This is a genomic window from Geoalkalibacter sp., assembly GCF_030604225.1.
In the GTDB taxonomy this organism is placed as follows: Bacteria; Desulfobacterota; Desulfuromonadia; order Desulfuromonadales; family Geoalkalibacteraceae; genus Geoalkalibacter.
In genome coordinates, this window is record NZ_JAUVWH010000083.1 from 1 (window position 1) to 14,638 (window position 14,638).

The 14,638-nt window shown below is 59.0% G+C and carries 13 protein-coding genes; 1 reads left to right on the plus strand and 12 read right to left on the minus strand.

Annotation, left to right across the window (positions count from 1 at the left end; all coding sequences use genetic code 11):
* The coding region (locus QAT43_RS09960) for a GGDEF domain-containing protein (protein ID WP_305042917.1) at window positions 1-1,001 on the plus strand (1,001 nt) is incomplete at its 5' end.
* Between the two features lie 8 nt (window positions 1,002-1,009).
* Here QAT43_RS09960 and dmpI read toward each other — a convergent pair.
* From dmpI to QAT43_RS10020, 12 genes are all read right to left on the minus strand, one after another.
* The gene (gene dmpI / locus QAT43_RS09965) at window positions 1,010-1,198 is read right to left on the minus strand and encodes a 4-oxalocrotonate tautomerase DmpI (RefSeq protein ID WP_305042918.1); all 189 of its coding nucleotides are present in this window, start codon (window positions 1,196-1,198) and stop codon (window positions 1,010-1,012) included.
* Window positions 1,199-1,271: 73 nt separating this feature from the next.
* The gene (locus tag QAT43_RS09970) at window positions 1,272-4,877 is read right to left on the minus strand and encodes an EAL domain-containing protein (protein WP_305042919.1); all 3,606 of its coding nucleotides are present in this window, start codon (window positions 4,875-4,877) and stop codon (window positions 1,272-1,274) included.
* Window positions 4,874-6,217 (minus strand): sensor histidine kinase, encoded by a 1,344-nt coding sequence (locus QAT43_RS09975; protein WP_305042920.1) that lies wholly within the window; start codon window positions 6,215-6,217, stop codon window positions 4,874-4,876. The genes QAT43_RS09970 and QAT43_RS09975 overlap by 4 nt, the downstream gene beginning before the upstream one ends.
* Window positions 6,218-6,319: 102 nt before the next feature.
* Window positions 6,320-6,670 carry a translation initiation factor Sui1 gene (locus tag QAT43_RS09980; RefSeq protein ID WP_305042921.1) on the minus strand — a complete coding sequence of 117 codons (351 nt, stop codon included), beginning with the start codon at window positions 6,668-6,670 and terminating at the stop codon, window positions 6,320-6,322.
* Between the two features lie 16 nt (window positions 6,671-6,686).
* Window positions 6,687-7,106 carry a thiol-disulfide oxidoreductase DCC family protein gene (locus QAT43_RS09985; RefSeq protein ID WP_305042922.1) on the minus strand — a complete coding sequence of 140 codons (420 nt, stop codon included), beginning with the start codon at window positions 7,104-7,106 and terminating at the stop codon, window positions 6,687-6,689.
* Window positions 7,107-7,108: 2 nt separating this feature from the next.
* Complete coding sequence (gene xthA, locus QAT43_RS09990; protein ID WP_305042923.1) at window positions 7,109-7,927, minus strand: exodeoxyribonuclease III; 819 nt, start codon at window positions 7,925-7,927, stop codon at window positions 7,109-7,111.
* A 28-nt stretch (window positions 7,928-7,955) separates the two neighbouring features.
* Window positions 7,956-8,369, minus strand: a complete 414-nt coding sequence (locus tag QAT43_RS09995; RefSeq protein WP_305042924.1) for a bacteriohemerythrin — start codon at window positions 8,367-8,369, stop codon at window positions 7,956-7,958.
* 18 nt (window positions 8,370-8,387) lie between these two features.
* Entirely contained in the window at window positions 8,388-8,990 is a 603-nt protein-coding gene (locus QAT43_RS10000) for a response regulator (RefSeq protein ID WP_305042925.1), read from the minus strand.
* The gene (locus tag QAT43_RS10005; RefSeq protein WP_305042926.1) at window positions 8,987-11,452 is read right to left on the minus strand and encodes an ATPase, T2SS/T4P/T4SS family; all 2,466 of its coding nucleotides are present in this window, start codon (window positions 11,450-11,452) and stop codon (window positions 8,987-8,989) included. Before QAT43_RS10005 ends, QAT43_RS10000 begins: the two co-directional genes overlap by 4 nt.
* Window positions 11,445-12,749: a sensor histidine kinase gene (locus QAT43_RS10010; protein WP_305042927.1), complete on the minus strand. Its 1,305-nt coding sequence runs from the start codon at window positions 12,747-12,749 to the stop codon at window positions 11,445-11,447. The genes QAT43_RS10005 and QAT43_RS10010 overlap by 8 nt, the downstream gene beginning before the upstream one ends.
* A 22-nt stretch (window positions 12,750-12,771) precedes the next feature.
* Complete coding sequence (locus QAT43_RS10015; protein ID WP_305042928.1) at window positions 12,772-13,422, minus strand: GTP-binding protein; 651 nt, start codon at window positions 13,420-13,422, stop codon at window positions 12,772-12,774.
* A 4-nt stretch (window positions 13,423-13,426) separates the two neighbouring features.
* A partial coding sequence (locus tag QAT43_RS10020; RefSeq protein WP_305042929.1) for an HD domain-containing phosphohydrolase occupies window positions 13,427-14,638 on the minus strand: 1,212 nt, incomplete at its 5' end.

A 14,638-nucleotide genomic window follows, 5' to 3' on the forward strand; every position in this document is an offset into this window, starting at 1 on the left:
GAAAGGGCACCAACACCATGGCAACGGCGACCAGTTTGATTCTCGGCGAATCGGCTCAGCAGCGTCAGGCCATTTCCAGCATCCTGCGGCCGACGGGGCTGTTCGAGGGCAATTTGGAGGCATCCTCCCAGCGGGAGGCTTTGCATCGCATCAAAAACCAGGAGGTCGCGGCCGTCTTTTACGCGGCGGATCATCCCGCGAAAAGCGAATTTCGCTGGCTGCGCCTTTTTCAGAAGCAATCGGATCTCAGTGATATCCCCGTGTTTCTGTTCACCGGGGAGGATGATGAGCAAACCCGGATCCTCGGGCTCAACTCCGGCGCCGATGACTGCTTGACCTTCAACATGTCCAGCGGCGAGGCGGCGGCGCGCATTCGGCGGCATCTGCTCGTGAAACAAAACCTCCTGGCCTTGCGCCGCGCCAAGGATGAGCTCGCCCGGCAGGCCATGACCGATCCCCTCACCGGCCTGGGCAACCGGCGACTCTTTCTTCAGGCGCTGGAAGCGGAAATTTCGCGAATGAACCGGACGGGAGAGAAGTTTTCGCTGCTCATGCTGGATCTGGATCACTTCAAGAAAGTCAACGACAGCTTCGGCCATCAGGCCGGCGATGCCGTGCTTCTCGCCCTGTCCGAGATCCTGCGTGGCGGCCTGCGCAAATCCGACACCCTGTGTCGTCTCGGCGGGGAGGAATTCTCCGTCATCATGCCCGGCGCCAATCTGGTTGACGCGGCGCGGGTGGCCCAACGCATCCGCGGAAAGGTGGCCTGCGTCAGCATTCCAAGTTGGCCGACATTGCGCGTCACCATCAGCATCGGCATCCGCTGCGTGAAACACGCCCACCCGGCGGAGACGATCATCGCGGAAGCCGATCAGGCGCTGTACCGAGCCAAATGCCTGGGCCGCAACCGCGTCGAGGTTTTTTCCGAAAACTTCCTCCGAAACACGACCCGTCCTGCCGCCGAGGCCTTGAATCTGCTCGCCGCTGCCGGAAATGCATGAGATATCGGCTATTTACGGTCGGCGATGAGCACCCCGCCCACGGCCACCTGTTCGGGTGAAACCTCGCGGATGGCCACGATCATTTTCTCCGCGGGCAGGCCGTAAGCCCTGACCGCCGCCTGGGTCAACTCTTCCGCCAGCTTGCGGCGCGCGGACATGTCGGGGATGGCTGGACCTTCGATGGTGATGATGGGCATGGGGGCCTCCTTGAGGATAAAAAAAGGTGTGAATCTGGCTGCCATGTTGCTCCGCTGAGCAAAATGCGCTTGGCTATTGATTTTGCCGAGGCCGAATCATGGCTTCGTAATATCTGAAGGCCTCGCGGATGTGTCCTCTCAGCTGATCATCATCCCAGGGCTTGCCGAGGAATTTGTAGAGAGCGCCTTCGTTCACCGAGCGCACCACCGTATCGAGGTCGGCATATCCGGAAAGGATAATGCGCACGGTATCGGGATGCAGCGCCTTGACACGCCCAAGAAATTCCGTTCCGGTCATTCCCGGCATCCGTTGATCCGTCAAAATCACATGGACCTTATTTTGGGCGAGCAGCGCGAGCCCCTCCTGAGCACTGTAGGCGGTCAAAATCCGGTAGTCTTCATCCAGCAGCAGCCGGCGCAAGGCCGAAAGCGTATGCGGCTCATCATCCACCAAAAGCAAGGTTCTCGGCTCGCCTTCACTGGTGATCTGCGCGGAAGGCAGCGATTTATGATTGCGCAGCATCGCGGCAAAATCTTCCGCCGGGACCGGTCGGCTGAACAGAAAACCTTGGATCTCGTCGCACCCATGCCTTTGCAGATACCCCAGTTGGGCTTCGTTTTCCACCCCTTCCGCCACGACTTTGAGCCCCATGCGGTGGGCCAGTGCGATAATGGATACGGCAATTGTCGCGGAATCTGGATCATGCGCAATGCCATCGACAAATGAGCGATCGATTTTTACCTGATCAAACGGAAAGCGACTTAAATACGCCAGACTAGAATAGCCGGTGCCAAAATCATCCAGGGAGAGTCGTATGCCGAGATTCTTCAGGGTTGTCATGAGTTCCACAGCCGCATCAGGATCCTTCATCAGGATGCTCTCGGTCAGCTCGAGCATCAGCGTTCGCGGATCGACATCTGCTTGCCGCAGAATGTTTTTGACGAGTTGCGGCAGATTTTCCTGTCGGAATTGACGGGCCGAGATATTGACGGACACCTGGACCGTCGGCAAACCTGCGGCTTGCCAGACTTGGGCTTGGCGACAAGCTTCCTGCAGAACCCAGGTTCCCAATGGCACAATCAACCCGGTTTCTTCCGCCAGAGGTATGAACTCGCCTGGGGAAATCAGTCCCCGCTGGGGATGCTGCCAGCGTACCAGCGCTTCACATCCGACGATGCGACCGTTGGAGAGATCAGCTTTGGGCTGGTAGTGCAGAAAAAATTCCTGACGCTCAAGAGCCTGTCTGAGCGCCCCTTCCAGCTCAAGGGTTTCGAGAATGCGTTCATTCATCTCCGGGGAAAAAATGGAAATGCAATTGCCGCCTTCTCTTTTTGCACGATACATAGCCACATCGGCATTTCGCACGAGGATCGCGCCATCCTCGCTGTCCTTGGGGTAGAGACTGATACCGCAACTGGCGGTCAGAAAGATTTCACGGCCCGCGATCACATGAGGCTCGGCAAGCTGTTGAAGGATTTTATTGGCAACCAATCCGACATCGTCGACTTCGGCAATTTCAGCAAGCAACACGACAAATTCATCCCCCCCCAGACGCGCAACCGTGTCGGCCTCTCTCACGGATGCCTTCAGCCGCTGTGCCACCACCTGAAGTAACTGATCGCCCACGCCGTGTCCCAAGCTGTCGTTGATGACCTTAAAGCGATCGACGTCAAGGAGAAGAACCGCAACCATCCTTCCCGAACGTTGTGCGTAGTAGAGGGACTGGGTCAGTCGGTCATGCATCAAGGAACGGTTGGCCAAACCGGTCAATTCGTCGTGAGTCGCCAAATATTCGAGTTGTTTTTCATAGCGCTTGCGTTCGGTGATGTCCTGGGCAAAGGCACAGACAAACTCCCGATCACCCATGGGCAGATAAACCGCCTTGATTTCCTTGGGTATTTTTCGGCCGTCCTTTGCCGTATGCTCGGTTTCGAAACGAGGCATATCAGAGGTTTTGAGCGTTTCAAAATGCGCCAGGTATTCGGGGCCATACACGGGATCGATCCCCGGTATCCCGATGGCCATGAGTTCTTCAACCGTGTAGCCGAGACTCTCGGCAGCCGTGTCGTTGGCATAAAATAAACTTCCATCGGGATTGATCAGATAGATTTCCTGACCAGCGTTTTCCACCAAGAACTTGAATCGCTTGAGTTCCTCCTCCGCTTTCTTGCGTTCGGTAATGTCCTGAGCGAAAGAATAAGAAAAAGCCTTCCCCTCATAATCCAGGTAGTTGACCGTCACTTCTACGGGAAAGATAGTGCCGTCCTTGCGGCGATGCCGGGTTTCAATGGTGCCTGAACCTTTGTTACGAACCGTCTTGCGGTGCTCCCGCCAACGCACCGGATCGAAATCCGGATCGATATCGAAAATTTCCATGCCACACAACTCATTCCGCTCATAGCCGAGACTTGCGCAGGCCTGGTCGTTGGCCTCCAGAATCAAACCGTCCTCATCGATGCGGAAAATGGCAATGGAGGCCTGATCAATGCAAAAGCGCGCCAGGCGTAGCCCTTCCTCGGCACGAATGCGATCGGTAATGTCATGGATAATGGCATAAAGAAGTCGTTGCGAAGAGAATTTGATGGGTCCGATGAACGATTCAATATCGCGGATCTCGCCGCCGGTGATGCGATGGCGGAAATGAAAGTGGTTTTGCTCCATGGCTAGGCACCGGTTGATGACCTTGCGTATCTCTTCCAGAGGCAGAATGTTGATGTCGGAGATTTTCATGTTGCGCAACCCCTCAAGACCGTAGCCGTAAAAGGCGCAGGCCGCCGGATTGGCATCGACAATCTGGCCATCCTTGGGGTCGATGAGCAACATAATGGCATGGTTGTTTTCAAACAGACTGTGATAGCGCGCTTCGCTTTGGCGCAACTGTGCCTGGTTGTGCGCTTTTTCCAGCACGGTCGGCAATTGGTAGAGATAGCCTTCGTTTTTGATCAGATACTCATCAACGCCCATCCGCAGCGCCTGGGTCGCAACTTCTTCACTGCCGTGCCCGGTCACAAGGACGATGGGGATATCCAAGCCCCGCTCATGGCGTAAGGTTTTAACAATGTCGAGGGCGTCGATTTCGGGCAGTCGGTAGTCCAGCAGCACCACATCACAGCAGGCCGGCTTGCCCTCCTCCGCCGAGGGCAACATGTCCAGCACCGTCATGCCGGTGGTGACGACCTCCATGCGGATGTGGGGGGCATTTTGCGCAAAGTAGCGCCGAGTCAGATCGACATCAAAGGCGTTGGGCTCGGCATAAAGAACCCGCAGGGGCTTGTTGAGGCGCGCCCGGTTGACCTGATGGCGTTCAAAAGCCGCCAGCAAGGTCAAAGGCAAGCGTTCCGCAAAGGCACCTTTCTTCACCAGGTAATCATCGGCACCGGCCTTGAGAACCGCTACGGCCGCCTGCTGATCTCCTGATCCGGTCAGAATCACCACCGCCAGGGAAAGATTGCGTTCACGGACATAATTCACCATGTCCAGACCGCTGCCGTCGGGCAACCCCAGATCGGAAAGGACCAGGTCGAATCGCGAAGGATCCTCTTCCAGAAGTTCAAAGGCCTCGGCGAGGGTCTTGACCAGTTCGACGCAAAAATCCGGGGCCAAGCGCCTGAATGACCGCAGCACCAGATCGGAGTCGGAGGCATTGTCTTCGACATAGAGGATGCGCAAAGGTGTCATTCCGGCAGCTCCAGATAAAAGGTGGCTCCCGTGCCGGGAGCGCTTTGCGCCCACACGCGCCCACCCATCCGCCGGGTAACTTTTTTCACCAAGGCAAGCCCTATGCCTGTCCCCTGACAGTCCTCCGAACGATGCAAGCGCTGAAAAATCTCAAAAATACGATCATGAAAGCGCTGATCGAAACCAACGCCGTTGTCCTTTACCCAGAGGATGACGCGACCTGCTTCCCTGCGTGCATCAACCTCGATGATCGGCGGCAGGGCGTTGCGGCTGAATTTGAAGGCGTTGTCCAGCAGGTTGCGCACCGCCACCCCTAATGCGACGGGGTCTACCTGCACTACCAGACTCTGAACGTGAATGCGCAACGCTCCCCCTTTGGCCTCAACCTCGCGCGCAAATTCCGATGCGGCTTCATTCAACCAAGGCGCCAGATCAAGCGGTACCCGCCGCATGGCGCGGCGATCCAGGCTTGAATAGGTGAGCAGGTCATCGATGAGAGCATGCATCATGGCGGCGCCGCGCCGAACATTGGAAAGTAATTGCCGGCCTTCTTCATCAAGCTGATTCTGATAGCCTTCGCTCAGCAAGTGGATATATCCCTCGACACCGCGCAGCGGCGCTTTGAGATCGTGAGATACCGAATAGGAAAAGGCCTCCAACTCGCGATTTGCGGCCTCCAGTTGCGCGGTGCGCTCCCGAACGCGACGCTCCAGGGTTTCATTCCATTGGCGAATCTGTGTTTCGGCGCGCAGGCGCTCGGTCACATCGTGGGCCAGGACCAATTCGGCGGGGTGTCCGTTAAATTCAAGTCTATGGGAGCTGATATCCACGTCAATCAGGCTGCCGTCCTTTTTCCGATGTTTCCAGGTTCCCGCCAAGCCCTGGTCCCAAGGAGCTTGGCGTATCGGCGTCGGCAGATCCTCGCCGAAATGAAGGTCGTTGATCGTCATGGCAAGGAACTCGTCTCGGGCATATCCATAATGCGCAACCGCCGCATCATTCACGGCGAGAAATGTCCGGCTATTCTGGTCATAAACAAACATGGGATGCGGGTTGCACTCAAAAAGCTCGCGATAGCGCCGCTCGCTGTCCTGAAGGCTGGACTGGGCATGGTAAACCCTGAGCAAGGCGCGCCGCACCAACTCAAAAATCAACAGGGAACTGCCGACGACAAACAGCCAGCCTTTCTTGGTCTGCCAGAAAGTGAGGTGGACAGGATCATCCACGAGAATGACCAGGAGGCGGTCGCTGAAATAAATCCATAGAAACGACAAAATCAGATAGTTCAATGCGACTCGCAGCGCGGAATGCACCGCTGGAGAGATTTCGTTCCATTTCATAAGGTCGCCCCCTCCATCGGCAATTCGCTTCACCGTGCGGAATCTTCCCCAAGGCGCGGTGGTCAATTCAATCGGCAAGGAACCTGTCAAGATACCCGTGGTTCAGCCCCCCGCCCGTTTGGCCTTGTAACCGCGCCGGGTCAATTCCGCGACCAGCAGGTCGGCATGATCACCCTGGATTTCGATGGTCCATTCCCGCACCGTGCCGCCCGTGCCGCAGCGTTTTTTCAATTCTCCCGCCAGGGCCTTGAGCTTGTCCTCGTCGAGCGCCAGACCGCGAATGACCGTTACGGTTTTGCCGCCCCTGCCCTTGCTTTCGCGCTGCACCCGCACGATGCCGTCGCCCGCGGGTGGCCCGGATTGCTTGCCACAGATGCAGGCAGTTTGCGCCTTGCCGCACGCCGGGCAGATGCGTCCTTGGTCGGAGGAATAGACGAGTCGCGAATTGCTCATGGCGGATCGGTGCCTTTCATTTGGGTTTGCCGATGCGGCAGGTTCCCGAAGCGCAATCGCTCTTGCGCTTGGGCAGATAGGGCCGCAGACGCGCGAAGACCTGGTAACTCAGACGCGCCAGGGGCTGGATGATGGGCAAGGTGACGGCTCTGCCCAAAAATCCAAAAAACGTCGAGTTGGGAAAGGCCTGCCAGATGGCCCAGAAGGATTCGACGCCGCGATACACCCGCCCTTCGGCGTCGATGGCGTGCAGTTCGTACATGAACCGGTCGAGAGAGATGCCGTAAGGTTGGGGATCAAAATCCGCGGCGCTGATATCGACGGGGATCAGCCGCCCATCGCGATCGAGGCGCGCATAGTGTTCAATCTCCCGCGAACAGACGGAGCAGGCGCCGTCGAAAAAAATTCGCAAGGGAAAGACGGGCTTTTCGGGCATGGCTAATCCAGGCTGAGATCGACCCACACCGGACAGTGATCGGAAGGCTTGTCCATGGCGCGGATCTCGTAGTCGATGCCCGCCTCCCGGCAGCCGTCCAGCAGCGGCGCGGTCACGAGAATGTGGTCGATGCGCAGACCGCGCTTGGGATCATCCTCGAAGCCGCGACTGCGGTAGTCAAACCAGCTGAACCGATCGGCGATGTCGGGATGCAGTTCGCGAAAGCTGTCGTGCAGCCCCCAGACCCGCAAGGCACCGAACCATTCGCGCTCCTCGGGGAGAAAGCTGGTCTTGCCGGTGCGCAGCCAGCGCTTGGCGTTCTCCGCGCCGATGCCGATGTCGTTATCCACCGGAGCGACATTGAAATCCCCCATCACCACCAAGGGCAAGGCCGGATCGCAGTGGTCCCGCAGATAAGCAAGCAGATCGGCGTAGAAGCGCTCCTTGCCGGGGAACTTGACGGGATGTTCGCGGTTTTCCCCCTGGGGAAAATAGCCGTTGATGACCTGCAAGACATCGCCGCCGGACAGGGAAAACCGGCCGCTGATGAAACGCTTCTGCGCCTCGTCGCCATCGTCGGGAAAGCCGAAGCGCACTTCGCGTGCCTTTTCCCGCGACAACAGCGCCACCCCGTAATGGGTTTTCTGGCCGTGGAAAACCACCTGGTAGCCCAGGGCCTCGATGTCCGCCACGGGGAAATCCGCGTCCTGCACCTTGGTTTCCTGCAAACCGATGATATCCGGTTGATGCTTCTCGATGACCGCCGCAAGCTGATGCAGCCGCGAGCGCAGGCCGTTGACGTTGAAGGAGACGATTTTCATGATGGCTTTCCCGGTTCTGGGGTTCCGCTCAGCTTGAGCGGTTCTCGAAATACTTCGCGTACCTCATATCTTCTTCCAGGATATGAGTCAACCACCAGTCCTTGAGGAAGTCAAAAAGTTCCTGGGAAATGTCCACGTCGTCGGTTTCATTCTGCTGTTCGATGGCATGGATACGGATTTTCATGGCCTGGTGCAACCGTGCATGCGCCTCCTGTTCGGGGTAGCCGTTGTCGGCGAGGAATTTTTCCTCATAGGCCAGATGCGTCCTGGTGTACTGGCTCAATTTTTGAAAAATCGCTCTGAATTCCAGGGCCGTTCGGCGATGCAGACGGGCCTGGTAAAGTTCGTTGATGACCTCGATGACAAACTGATGTTGGCGGTCAAGGACAGTGTTGCGAACACTGTAGGCAGGCGTCCACTGGATGAATGCGGTGATGGTCATGAAATGCGGGTTCCTTCGTTACTTCGTGGCTTTTCTAAGTATCGCCGCGGGCAGTGATGTCTGGCTTGCGCCAATTTCCACGTCGAGTTCCCGCAGCAGTTCGACGATCTGTTCATCTTCCAGCCCAAGGAAATCATAAACCCCTTGGTGATCCTGTGGGCGGGTCATGCCGGGGTGTTCCTTTTCCAGTTGGTGCAGGCGCAGGGTCTGACAGCGGGCAACCGTCATCAGCCGTCGCACCCGCGCTTCCAGGTCGTATTTTTCGATGGCGGATCGCAGGGCGAAGCGCAACTCCAGGTCATCCCAGGGTTTGGTGAAAAAACGGTAGATTTCGCCTCGGTTGACCGCCTCCATGATGGCAGGCAAGGTCGCATGACCGGTCAGCAGGATGCGAACGATTTCGGGGTGGCGCAGACTCACCCGGCCTAGAAATTCGCTGCCCTCCATTCCGGGCATGCACTGGTCCGATATCACGACCTTGAAAGGATGACGTTCCAGTAGTACCTCCGCCTCCTCGGCGCTGGTCACGCCCAAAATGGTCATGTCCTCGTCGAAGAGGCCGCGTTCAATGGCTTGAATCACCTGGATTTCATCGTCGACGATCAGAACCGGATTATTCATGGCATGCTCCCGGAATTATGTAATGCGTGTGGAACGGATCCACTAGACCCCTTGCGCCGTTCCCCGCAGAAGGCGCATACCAGCCAGTCGCTTTCTTGCGGCATGCGGCAGGTCGCGCAGATTTCCTGCCGAAAATGCCCACAGAACGGGCAGAAGGCAAAACGTGCCTCGATGCGGCGTCGGCAATGGGGGCAGGTGCGCTCATGGCGGATTTGCGGGCCGATCACGCGCAGCAGTTCCTCCAGGGTCGTTTCGCCCTGGCGCACCTTTTCGATGCCGTCATCCATCAGCAGGCGCATACCGCCGGCTCGGGCCATTTCCACCAATTCACCTTCCTTATAGCTCTCGCAGATGAAGTGGCGGAACTCGTCGTTCATAGTGAAAATCTCAAAGACCCCGACCCGCCCGCTATAGCCCGTGTTGTTGCAACGCGCGCACCCACGACCGCGCAGGTTGCGTCCGGCGAGATAGGCGCTGGGGATGCGCAACAGCTCCAGGGCTTCGGGCTCGGGATCCTCGGGAGCCCGGCAATGGGGACAAATGCGTCGCACCAGCCGCTGCGCGACGATGCCTTCCAGGGCCGAGGCAATCAGATAGGGCTTGATCCCCAGATCGATCAGGCGGGTGATGCCGGCGATGGAATTGTTGGTGTGCAGGGTGGTCAGGACCATGTGCCCGGTGAGGGCCGCCTTGAAAGCCACATCGGCGGTTTCGAGATCACGGATTTCACCGACCAGGATGACATCGGGATCCTGACGCAGGGTGGAGCGCAACACCGAAGCGAAGGACAGCCCGATGCGGTCATGCACGAACACCTGGTTGGCCTCTTCGAGAAAATACTCGACGGGGTCCTCGATGGTTTCGAAATTCTTGGTGCTCTGCATCATGTCCTTGAGCACCGAATAAAGCAGGGTGGTCTTGCCGCTGCCCGTCGGACCGGTGGCGATGAAAATCCCTTGCGGCTTGCGGATCACCCGCTGCAACTGACGGCAATCATCGGGCAGCAGACCGAGTTCCTCCAGGTCGCGGATGGCGGCATTCTTGTCAAGGATGCGCATGACCAGTTTTTCGCCGCTGATGGTGGGCATGGTCGAAACGCGAATATCCACCAGGCGGGTTCCGGTGCGCACGGTAATGCGGCCGTCCTGGGGCTTGCGCCGCTCGGCGATGTCGAGGCGCGCCATGATCTTCACCCGCGATACCGTGGCCGGATGCAGATCGGCGGGAATTTTGATCTTGCTGTGCAAAATGCCGTCGATGCGGTAACGCACCACGCTGCAGCGCGTTTTGGGCTCGATGTGGATATCGCTCGCCCGGTAGCGCACCGCCTCGGAGATGATGGCGTTGACGATGCGGATAATGGGCGGGATCTCCGACGAATTGAGCAAATCCTGCACGTTGATGTCGGAGTCGTCGTCCTCGATGATAATGTCGACCTCATCGATGGGTTCGATTTCCGGAATGTCGCCGAAAACATCCGTCAGGTCTCCCCCCTCCTCCCAGACCTCGGTGAGACGGCGGGCGATTTCGGACCCCAGGGCGACGACGCTACGCACCTTGAGGCCGGTCATCATGGCGATATGGTCGCATTTGTAGAAATCGGAAGGATCGGCCATGGCCAGGGTCAGCCGATTTGCCTCCAGGCTCAGGGGCAGGATGCGGTTGCGCAGACAGAGATCCCGAGGCAGAAACCGCGCGATCTCGCGCGGCACCTCAATTTCCTTGATATCAACCAGTTCAAGGTTGAGATGCTTCTGCACCGCGCGGGCAATCTGGTTCTCCTTGGCCAGGCCAAGCCGTTCCAGGGTTTCGGTGACGAACTCGCCCTCCTGGCGCTCGCCTTGAGCACGCTCGAAGGCCTTGCGCGGCACCAGGCCCGTTTTTTCGAGAATCGTGCCGAGAATACCCCGATTTTCGCTCAATAGCGACGCGCTGCTTTTGAGCTTTTCCTGCTGGCTGCGCGTCAATTCGCGCAACCGCCGATTTTCCCGAATGAGCATGTACTGCTGCAGACCAAGGCTGACGGTCAGGCGCAGATCTTCATCGTTCCAGGGCTTGGTGATGAACTTAAACACCGCGCCTTCGTTGACCGCGCCCATGATCGACTGCACATCGGCGTAGCCGGTGAGCATGATGCGGATGACTTGGGGCCAGCGCTCCTTGACCTGGCGCAGCAGCTCGGCGCCGGTCATGCCGGGCATGCGGTGATCGCTGATGATCAGATGAACGGGTTGGGACGCCAGCAGATCGAGGGCGCGCTGGGCATCGCCGGCGGTCAGAATGCGGTAGTTTTCGTCGATGAAGATACGCTGCAAGGCGCGCAGCACCCCGGGTTCGTCATCGACCAGCAACAGGGTGAAGCGCTCCTCGCCGGAATCCCCATCGGCGGGCGTGTCGGGATTGGCGAGCACGGACGCCGGCTCATTGCCCATGGTGCGAAAAAGCTCGGCGAATTTAGCCATCTCCACCCTCCCCTGCCTTCAGATACATCACAAATTCGGCGCCCACGCCGGGGGCGTCATGGACCTCGACCCGGCCGCTGAAGGCGCGGGCGGCTTCGTGAACCACCGTCAACCCCAGGCCGATGCCCTGCCCCACCTCCCGGGTGGTAAAAAAGGGTTCGAAGATTCTGGAACGCAGGTCCGCGGCCACCCCGGGACCATTGTCGCGGAACGCCAGGCACACCTCATCGGCGCACCGTTCTCCGCGAATGGTGAGTTCAAGCCCCTCGGGGCGCGCCTGGACGGCATTACGGATCAGATTCATGAAGGCCTGGCACAGCAACGCCCCGTTTCCCTTAAGCTCCGGCAGATTTACCAGGCGCTGCTCGATGCGCGCGTCGGCGGGAATCTCCGCCTTCATCACCGCCAGGGTGCGCGCGAGAGCCTCGGCAATCTTCACCGGCGCCGTTTCGGCGACGTCGATATGCGCAAAGCCGCGCAGATCGGCGATGATCTGCTTGACCCGCTGCGCTCCGGAAATGCACTGGGGCAGAAGTTCGGCGACATCCTCGGTCAGGTAATCCATGCGCAAGTCCCGCCACTTGTTTCGTGCCGCATCTTGCAGATCGGCACTCAGGCAGGCGCCGATGCGATGGTTGAAAAATTCCAGCATATCGACAAAACGTCCGACGTATTTCTGCAATGTGTTGAGATTGCTTAGAATAAAGCCCAAGGGGTTGTTGATTTCATGGGCCATGCCGGCGGCCAGGGTGCCCACCGCCGCCATTTTCTCCTGCCGTAGCAGCCGGGCCCAAGTCTGTTCCAGTTCGGCGGTGCGTTCCTGAACCCGCACCTCGAGATGTTCCGCCAATTCCCGATAGCGGGCTTCCGAAGCTGTCAAGTCACGGTTGGCGGCGAGCAACTCCTCGTAGGACTGATTCACCACCTGGGTATGGATTTCAGTGGTCAGCATACGCTTGAGATTGGCGTTCATCGCGGTGTTGAGCGCCGCAGCCAACATCCGCGTCAGGGCATCGTGGGCGGGGTGGGTCATATCCGCTTCAACGCAAACCTCGCCGACCGCTTCACCTTCGAGCCACAGGGGCAGAGCCTTCATCAGGCAGGTCGGCGATTCGGTCGCGACCACAGGGTCTTCAGGCCATTGCCATAACACCTCGCGACCGGATTGCACCAGCGCTCGGTGCGCTCCGGCCGTCACCGCGGCGTGTAGCAAGGGCGCAACTTCGGAGGCCGCCAGCACATCGCGGAGTTCCTTCTCCGCGCCGACCAGAAATTCAAGGCAATCCACGTTGGACATGGGTCTAATCCTTTGTTGGATTTCAATTCCGCACCGACAGCTGGCGCAAGAAATCTTCCTGGGACAATCCGTGGTCGCGCTCAAGGCGCCATCTCTCGTCCAACTGCATGAAAGTGCGGGCTGCCAGAATGGAAAACGTTTCCAGCACCCCTGCGCCGGCGACGGCCGAAGCCATCTGGATCGGAATGCCCGTGGGCCGCCAGGTTCGGTCGATGTCCGCCTCGCTGACCACGCGCGGCAGGTCGCGCTTGTTGAACTGAATGACCAGGGGGATGCTCGCGATATCGAGGCCCACCAGGGCCAGGTTTTTTTCAAGATTCTCAAAGCTCGCCACGTTGTTGCCCGTCTCGGAAAGTTGCGAATCGGCGATGAAGGCCACCCCGTCGGCGCGCTGCAAAACCGCTTTGCGGGTCGAATCGTGGCGAACCTGTCCCGGAACCGTGTAAACCTTGATCTTGATGCGCAATCCGCTGGGCGCGGTGAGAAAAAACGGCAACAGATCGAAATAGATGGTGCGGTCGTCGCGGGTGTCGAGCATCATCAGATCGCCGCGCCCCTCGGGCGCCAGCAGTTCGTGCAACTGCAGCAGATTGGTGGTCTTGCCCGAGAGGGCGGGCCCGTAATAAACGAGCTTGAGTACCATTTTGTTGTCCGCCGGATTGAATTCGATCACGCGTTCACCTCTTGACCAACACCGCGATGCCCCGGCGAAAGGGATCCAGGTCGTGATAGCGGTGTATGGCGGCGATGGCTTCGTCATCCAGAATCGCGTTGCGGCCGAGCAACAACAGACCGGTACTGCTGAACAAATCGTCGTTGAGCACCATGCCGCGATAGAGTTCGGCGGGCTGCACCAGGCGCGCCACCATGCCTGCCGCATCGGCGGGCGGGCCGTAGTGCTCGCGCACCACCTTGTCGAAATAGGGATAGAGGCTGGTATCGAAACGGCTGCCGAGATAGGGCTGCAGCAGCGTCAGCACCAGATCCGCGGCACGATCGTCGTTGCGCGGCAGGTTGCGATCGATGAAATCCGCCAAGGCGATGATGCGCGCGCCCAGGGGGATGGCCGTGCCCACCAGGCCGTCGGGATAACCGCCCCCGTCGTAATGTTCATGATGATGGCGGATGAGCACCCCGGCGCCGCGCAGGTCGGTGATGGCATCGATGGACATCTGGCCGCGCACCGTGTGTTGCAGATAGGTAAACAGCTCCTCGCCTTGCAGATCCTCGGCGCGGCGGCGCAACAAAGCATCGGGCGTGCCGATCTCGCCGATGTCATGCAGCAAGGCCGCCACCTGCAATTCATCCCGTTCCTCCTCAGGCAAGTCCATGGCCGCCGCCACCCCCATGGCGAGAGCACAGACATTGCGCGCATGGTTGCGCATGTGGGGTGCGCGCATCTCCAGCAGCCCCGACAACGCGCCGATGGTGTCGCGGTAATTAGCCTTGAGGCGGCTGTTTTTCGCCCGCAGCTCTTCGTTTTTCTTGCGAATTTCGGCGGTCTGCTCCAGCACCCGGCTCTTGAGCCGGGTGTTCCACTGACGCAGTTCCTCGTTTTGGCGATTGACGATTTGGGTCAGGCGCTCGTTTTCCCGGCGCAGGCGAAACTGGGTGGCGGCCTCACGCAGGGTCATGAGCAGCGACTGATCGTCCCAGGGCTTGGTCAGATAGCGGTAGGCGCCGCCCTGGTTGATCGCCGCGATCGTGGCCTCCATGTCGGCATAGCCCGTCAGCAGGATGCGCAAGGCATCGGGAACCATTTCCCGCGCCTTCCCGAGGAATTCGACCCCGGTCATCCCCGGCATGCGCTGGTCGGAAACGATCACGCCCACATCGGGGGTGTCGCGCAGCAATTCGAGGGCCGCGCTGCCGGATCCGGCGGTCAGCAC

Excerpts from the sequence above, each read along its gene's own strand:
- QAT43_RS09980 (WP_305042921.1), bottom strand. The coding sequence starts at position 6,670 with ATGAGCAATTCGCGACTCGTCTATTCCTCCGACCAAGGACGCATCTGC.
- QAT43_RS10010 (WP_305042927.1), bottom strand. The coding sequence starts at position 12,749 with ATGTCCAACGTGGATTGCCTTGAATTTCTGGTCGGCGCGGAGAAGGAA.
- QAT43_RS10005 (WP_305042926.1), bottom strand. The coding sequence starts at position 11,452 with ATGGCTAAATTCGCCGAGCTTTTTCGCACCATGGGCAATGAGCCGGCG.
- xthA (WP_305042923.1), bottom strand. The coding sequence starts at position 7,927 with ATGAAAATCGTCTCCTTCAACGTCAACGGCCTGCGCTCGCGGCTGCAT.
- QAT43_RS09970 (WP_305042919.1), bottom strand. The coding sequence starts at position 4,877 with ATGACACCTTTGCGCATCCTCTATGTCGAAGACAATGCCTCCGACTCC.
- QAT43_RS09975 (WP_305042920.1), bottom strand. The coding sequence starts at position 6,217 with ATGAAATGGAACGAAATCTCTCCAGCGGTGCATTCCGCGCTGCGAGTC.
- dmpI (WP_305042918.1), bottom strand. The coding sequence starts at position 1,198 with ATGCCCATCATCACCATCGAAGGTCCAGCCATCCCCGACATGTCCGCG.
- QAT43_RS10000 (WP_305042925.1), bottom strand. The coding sequence starts at position 8,990 with ATGAATAATCCGGTTCTGATCGTCGACGATGAAATCCAGGTGATTCAA.
- QAT43_RS09985 (WP_305042922.1), bottom strand. The coding sequence starts at position 7,106 with ATGCCCGAAAAGCCCGTCTTTCCCTTGCGAATTTTTTTCGACGGCGCC.
- QAT43_RS09995 (WP_305042924.1), bottom strand. The coding sequence starts at position 8,369 with ATGACCATCACCGCATTCATCCAGTGGACGCCTGCCTACAGTGTTCGC.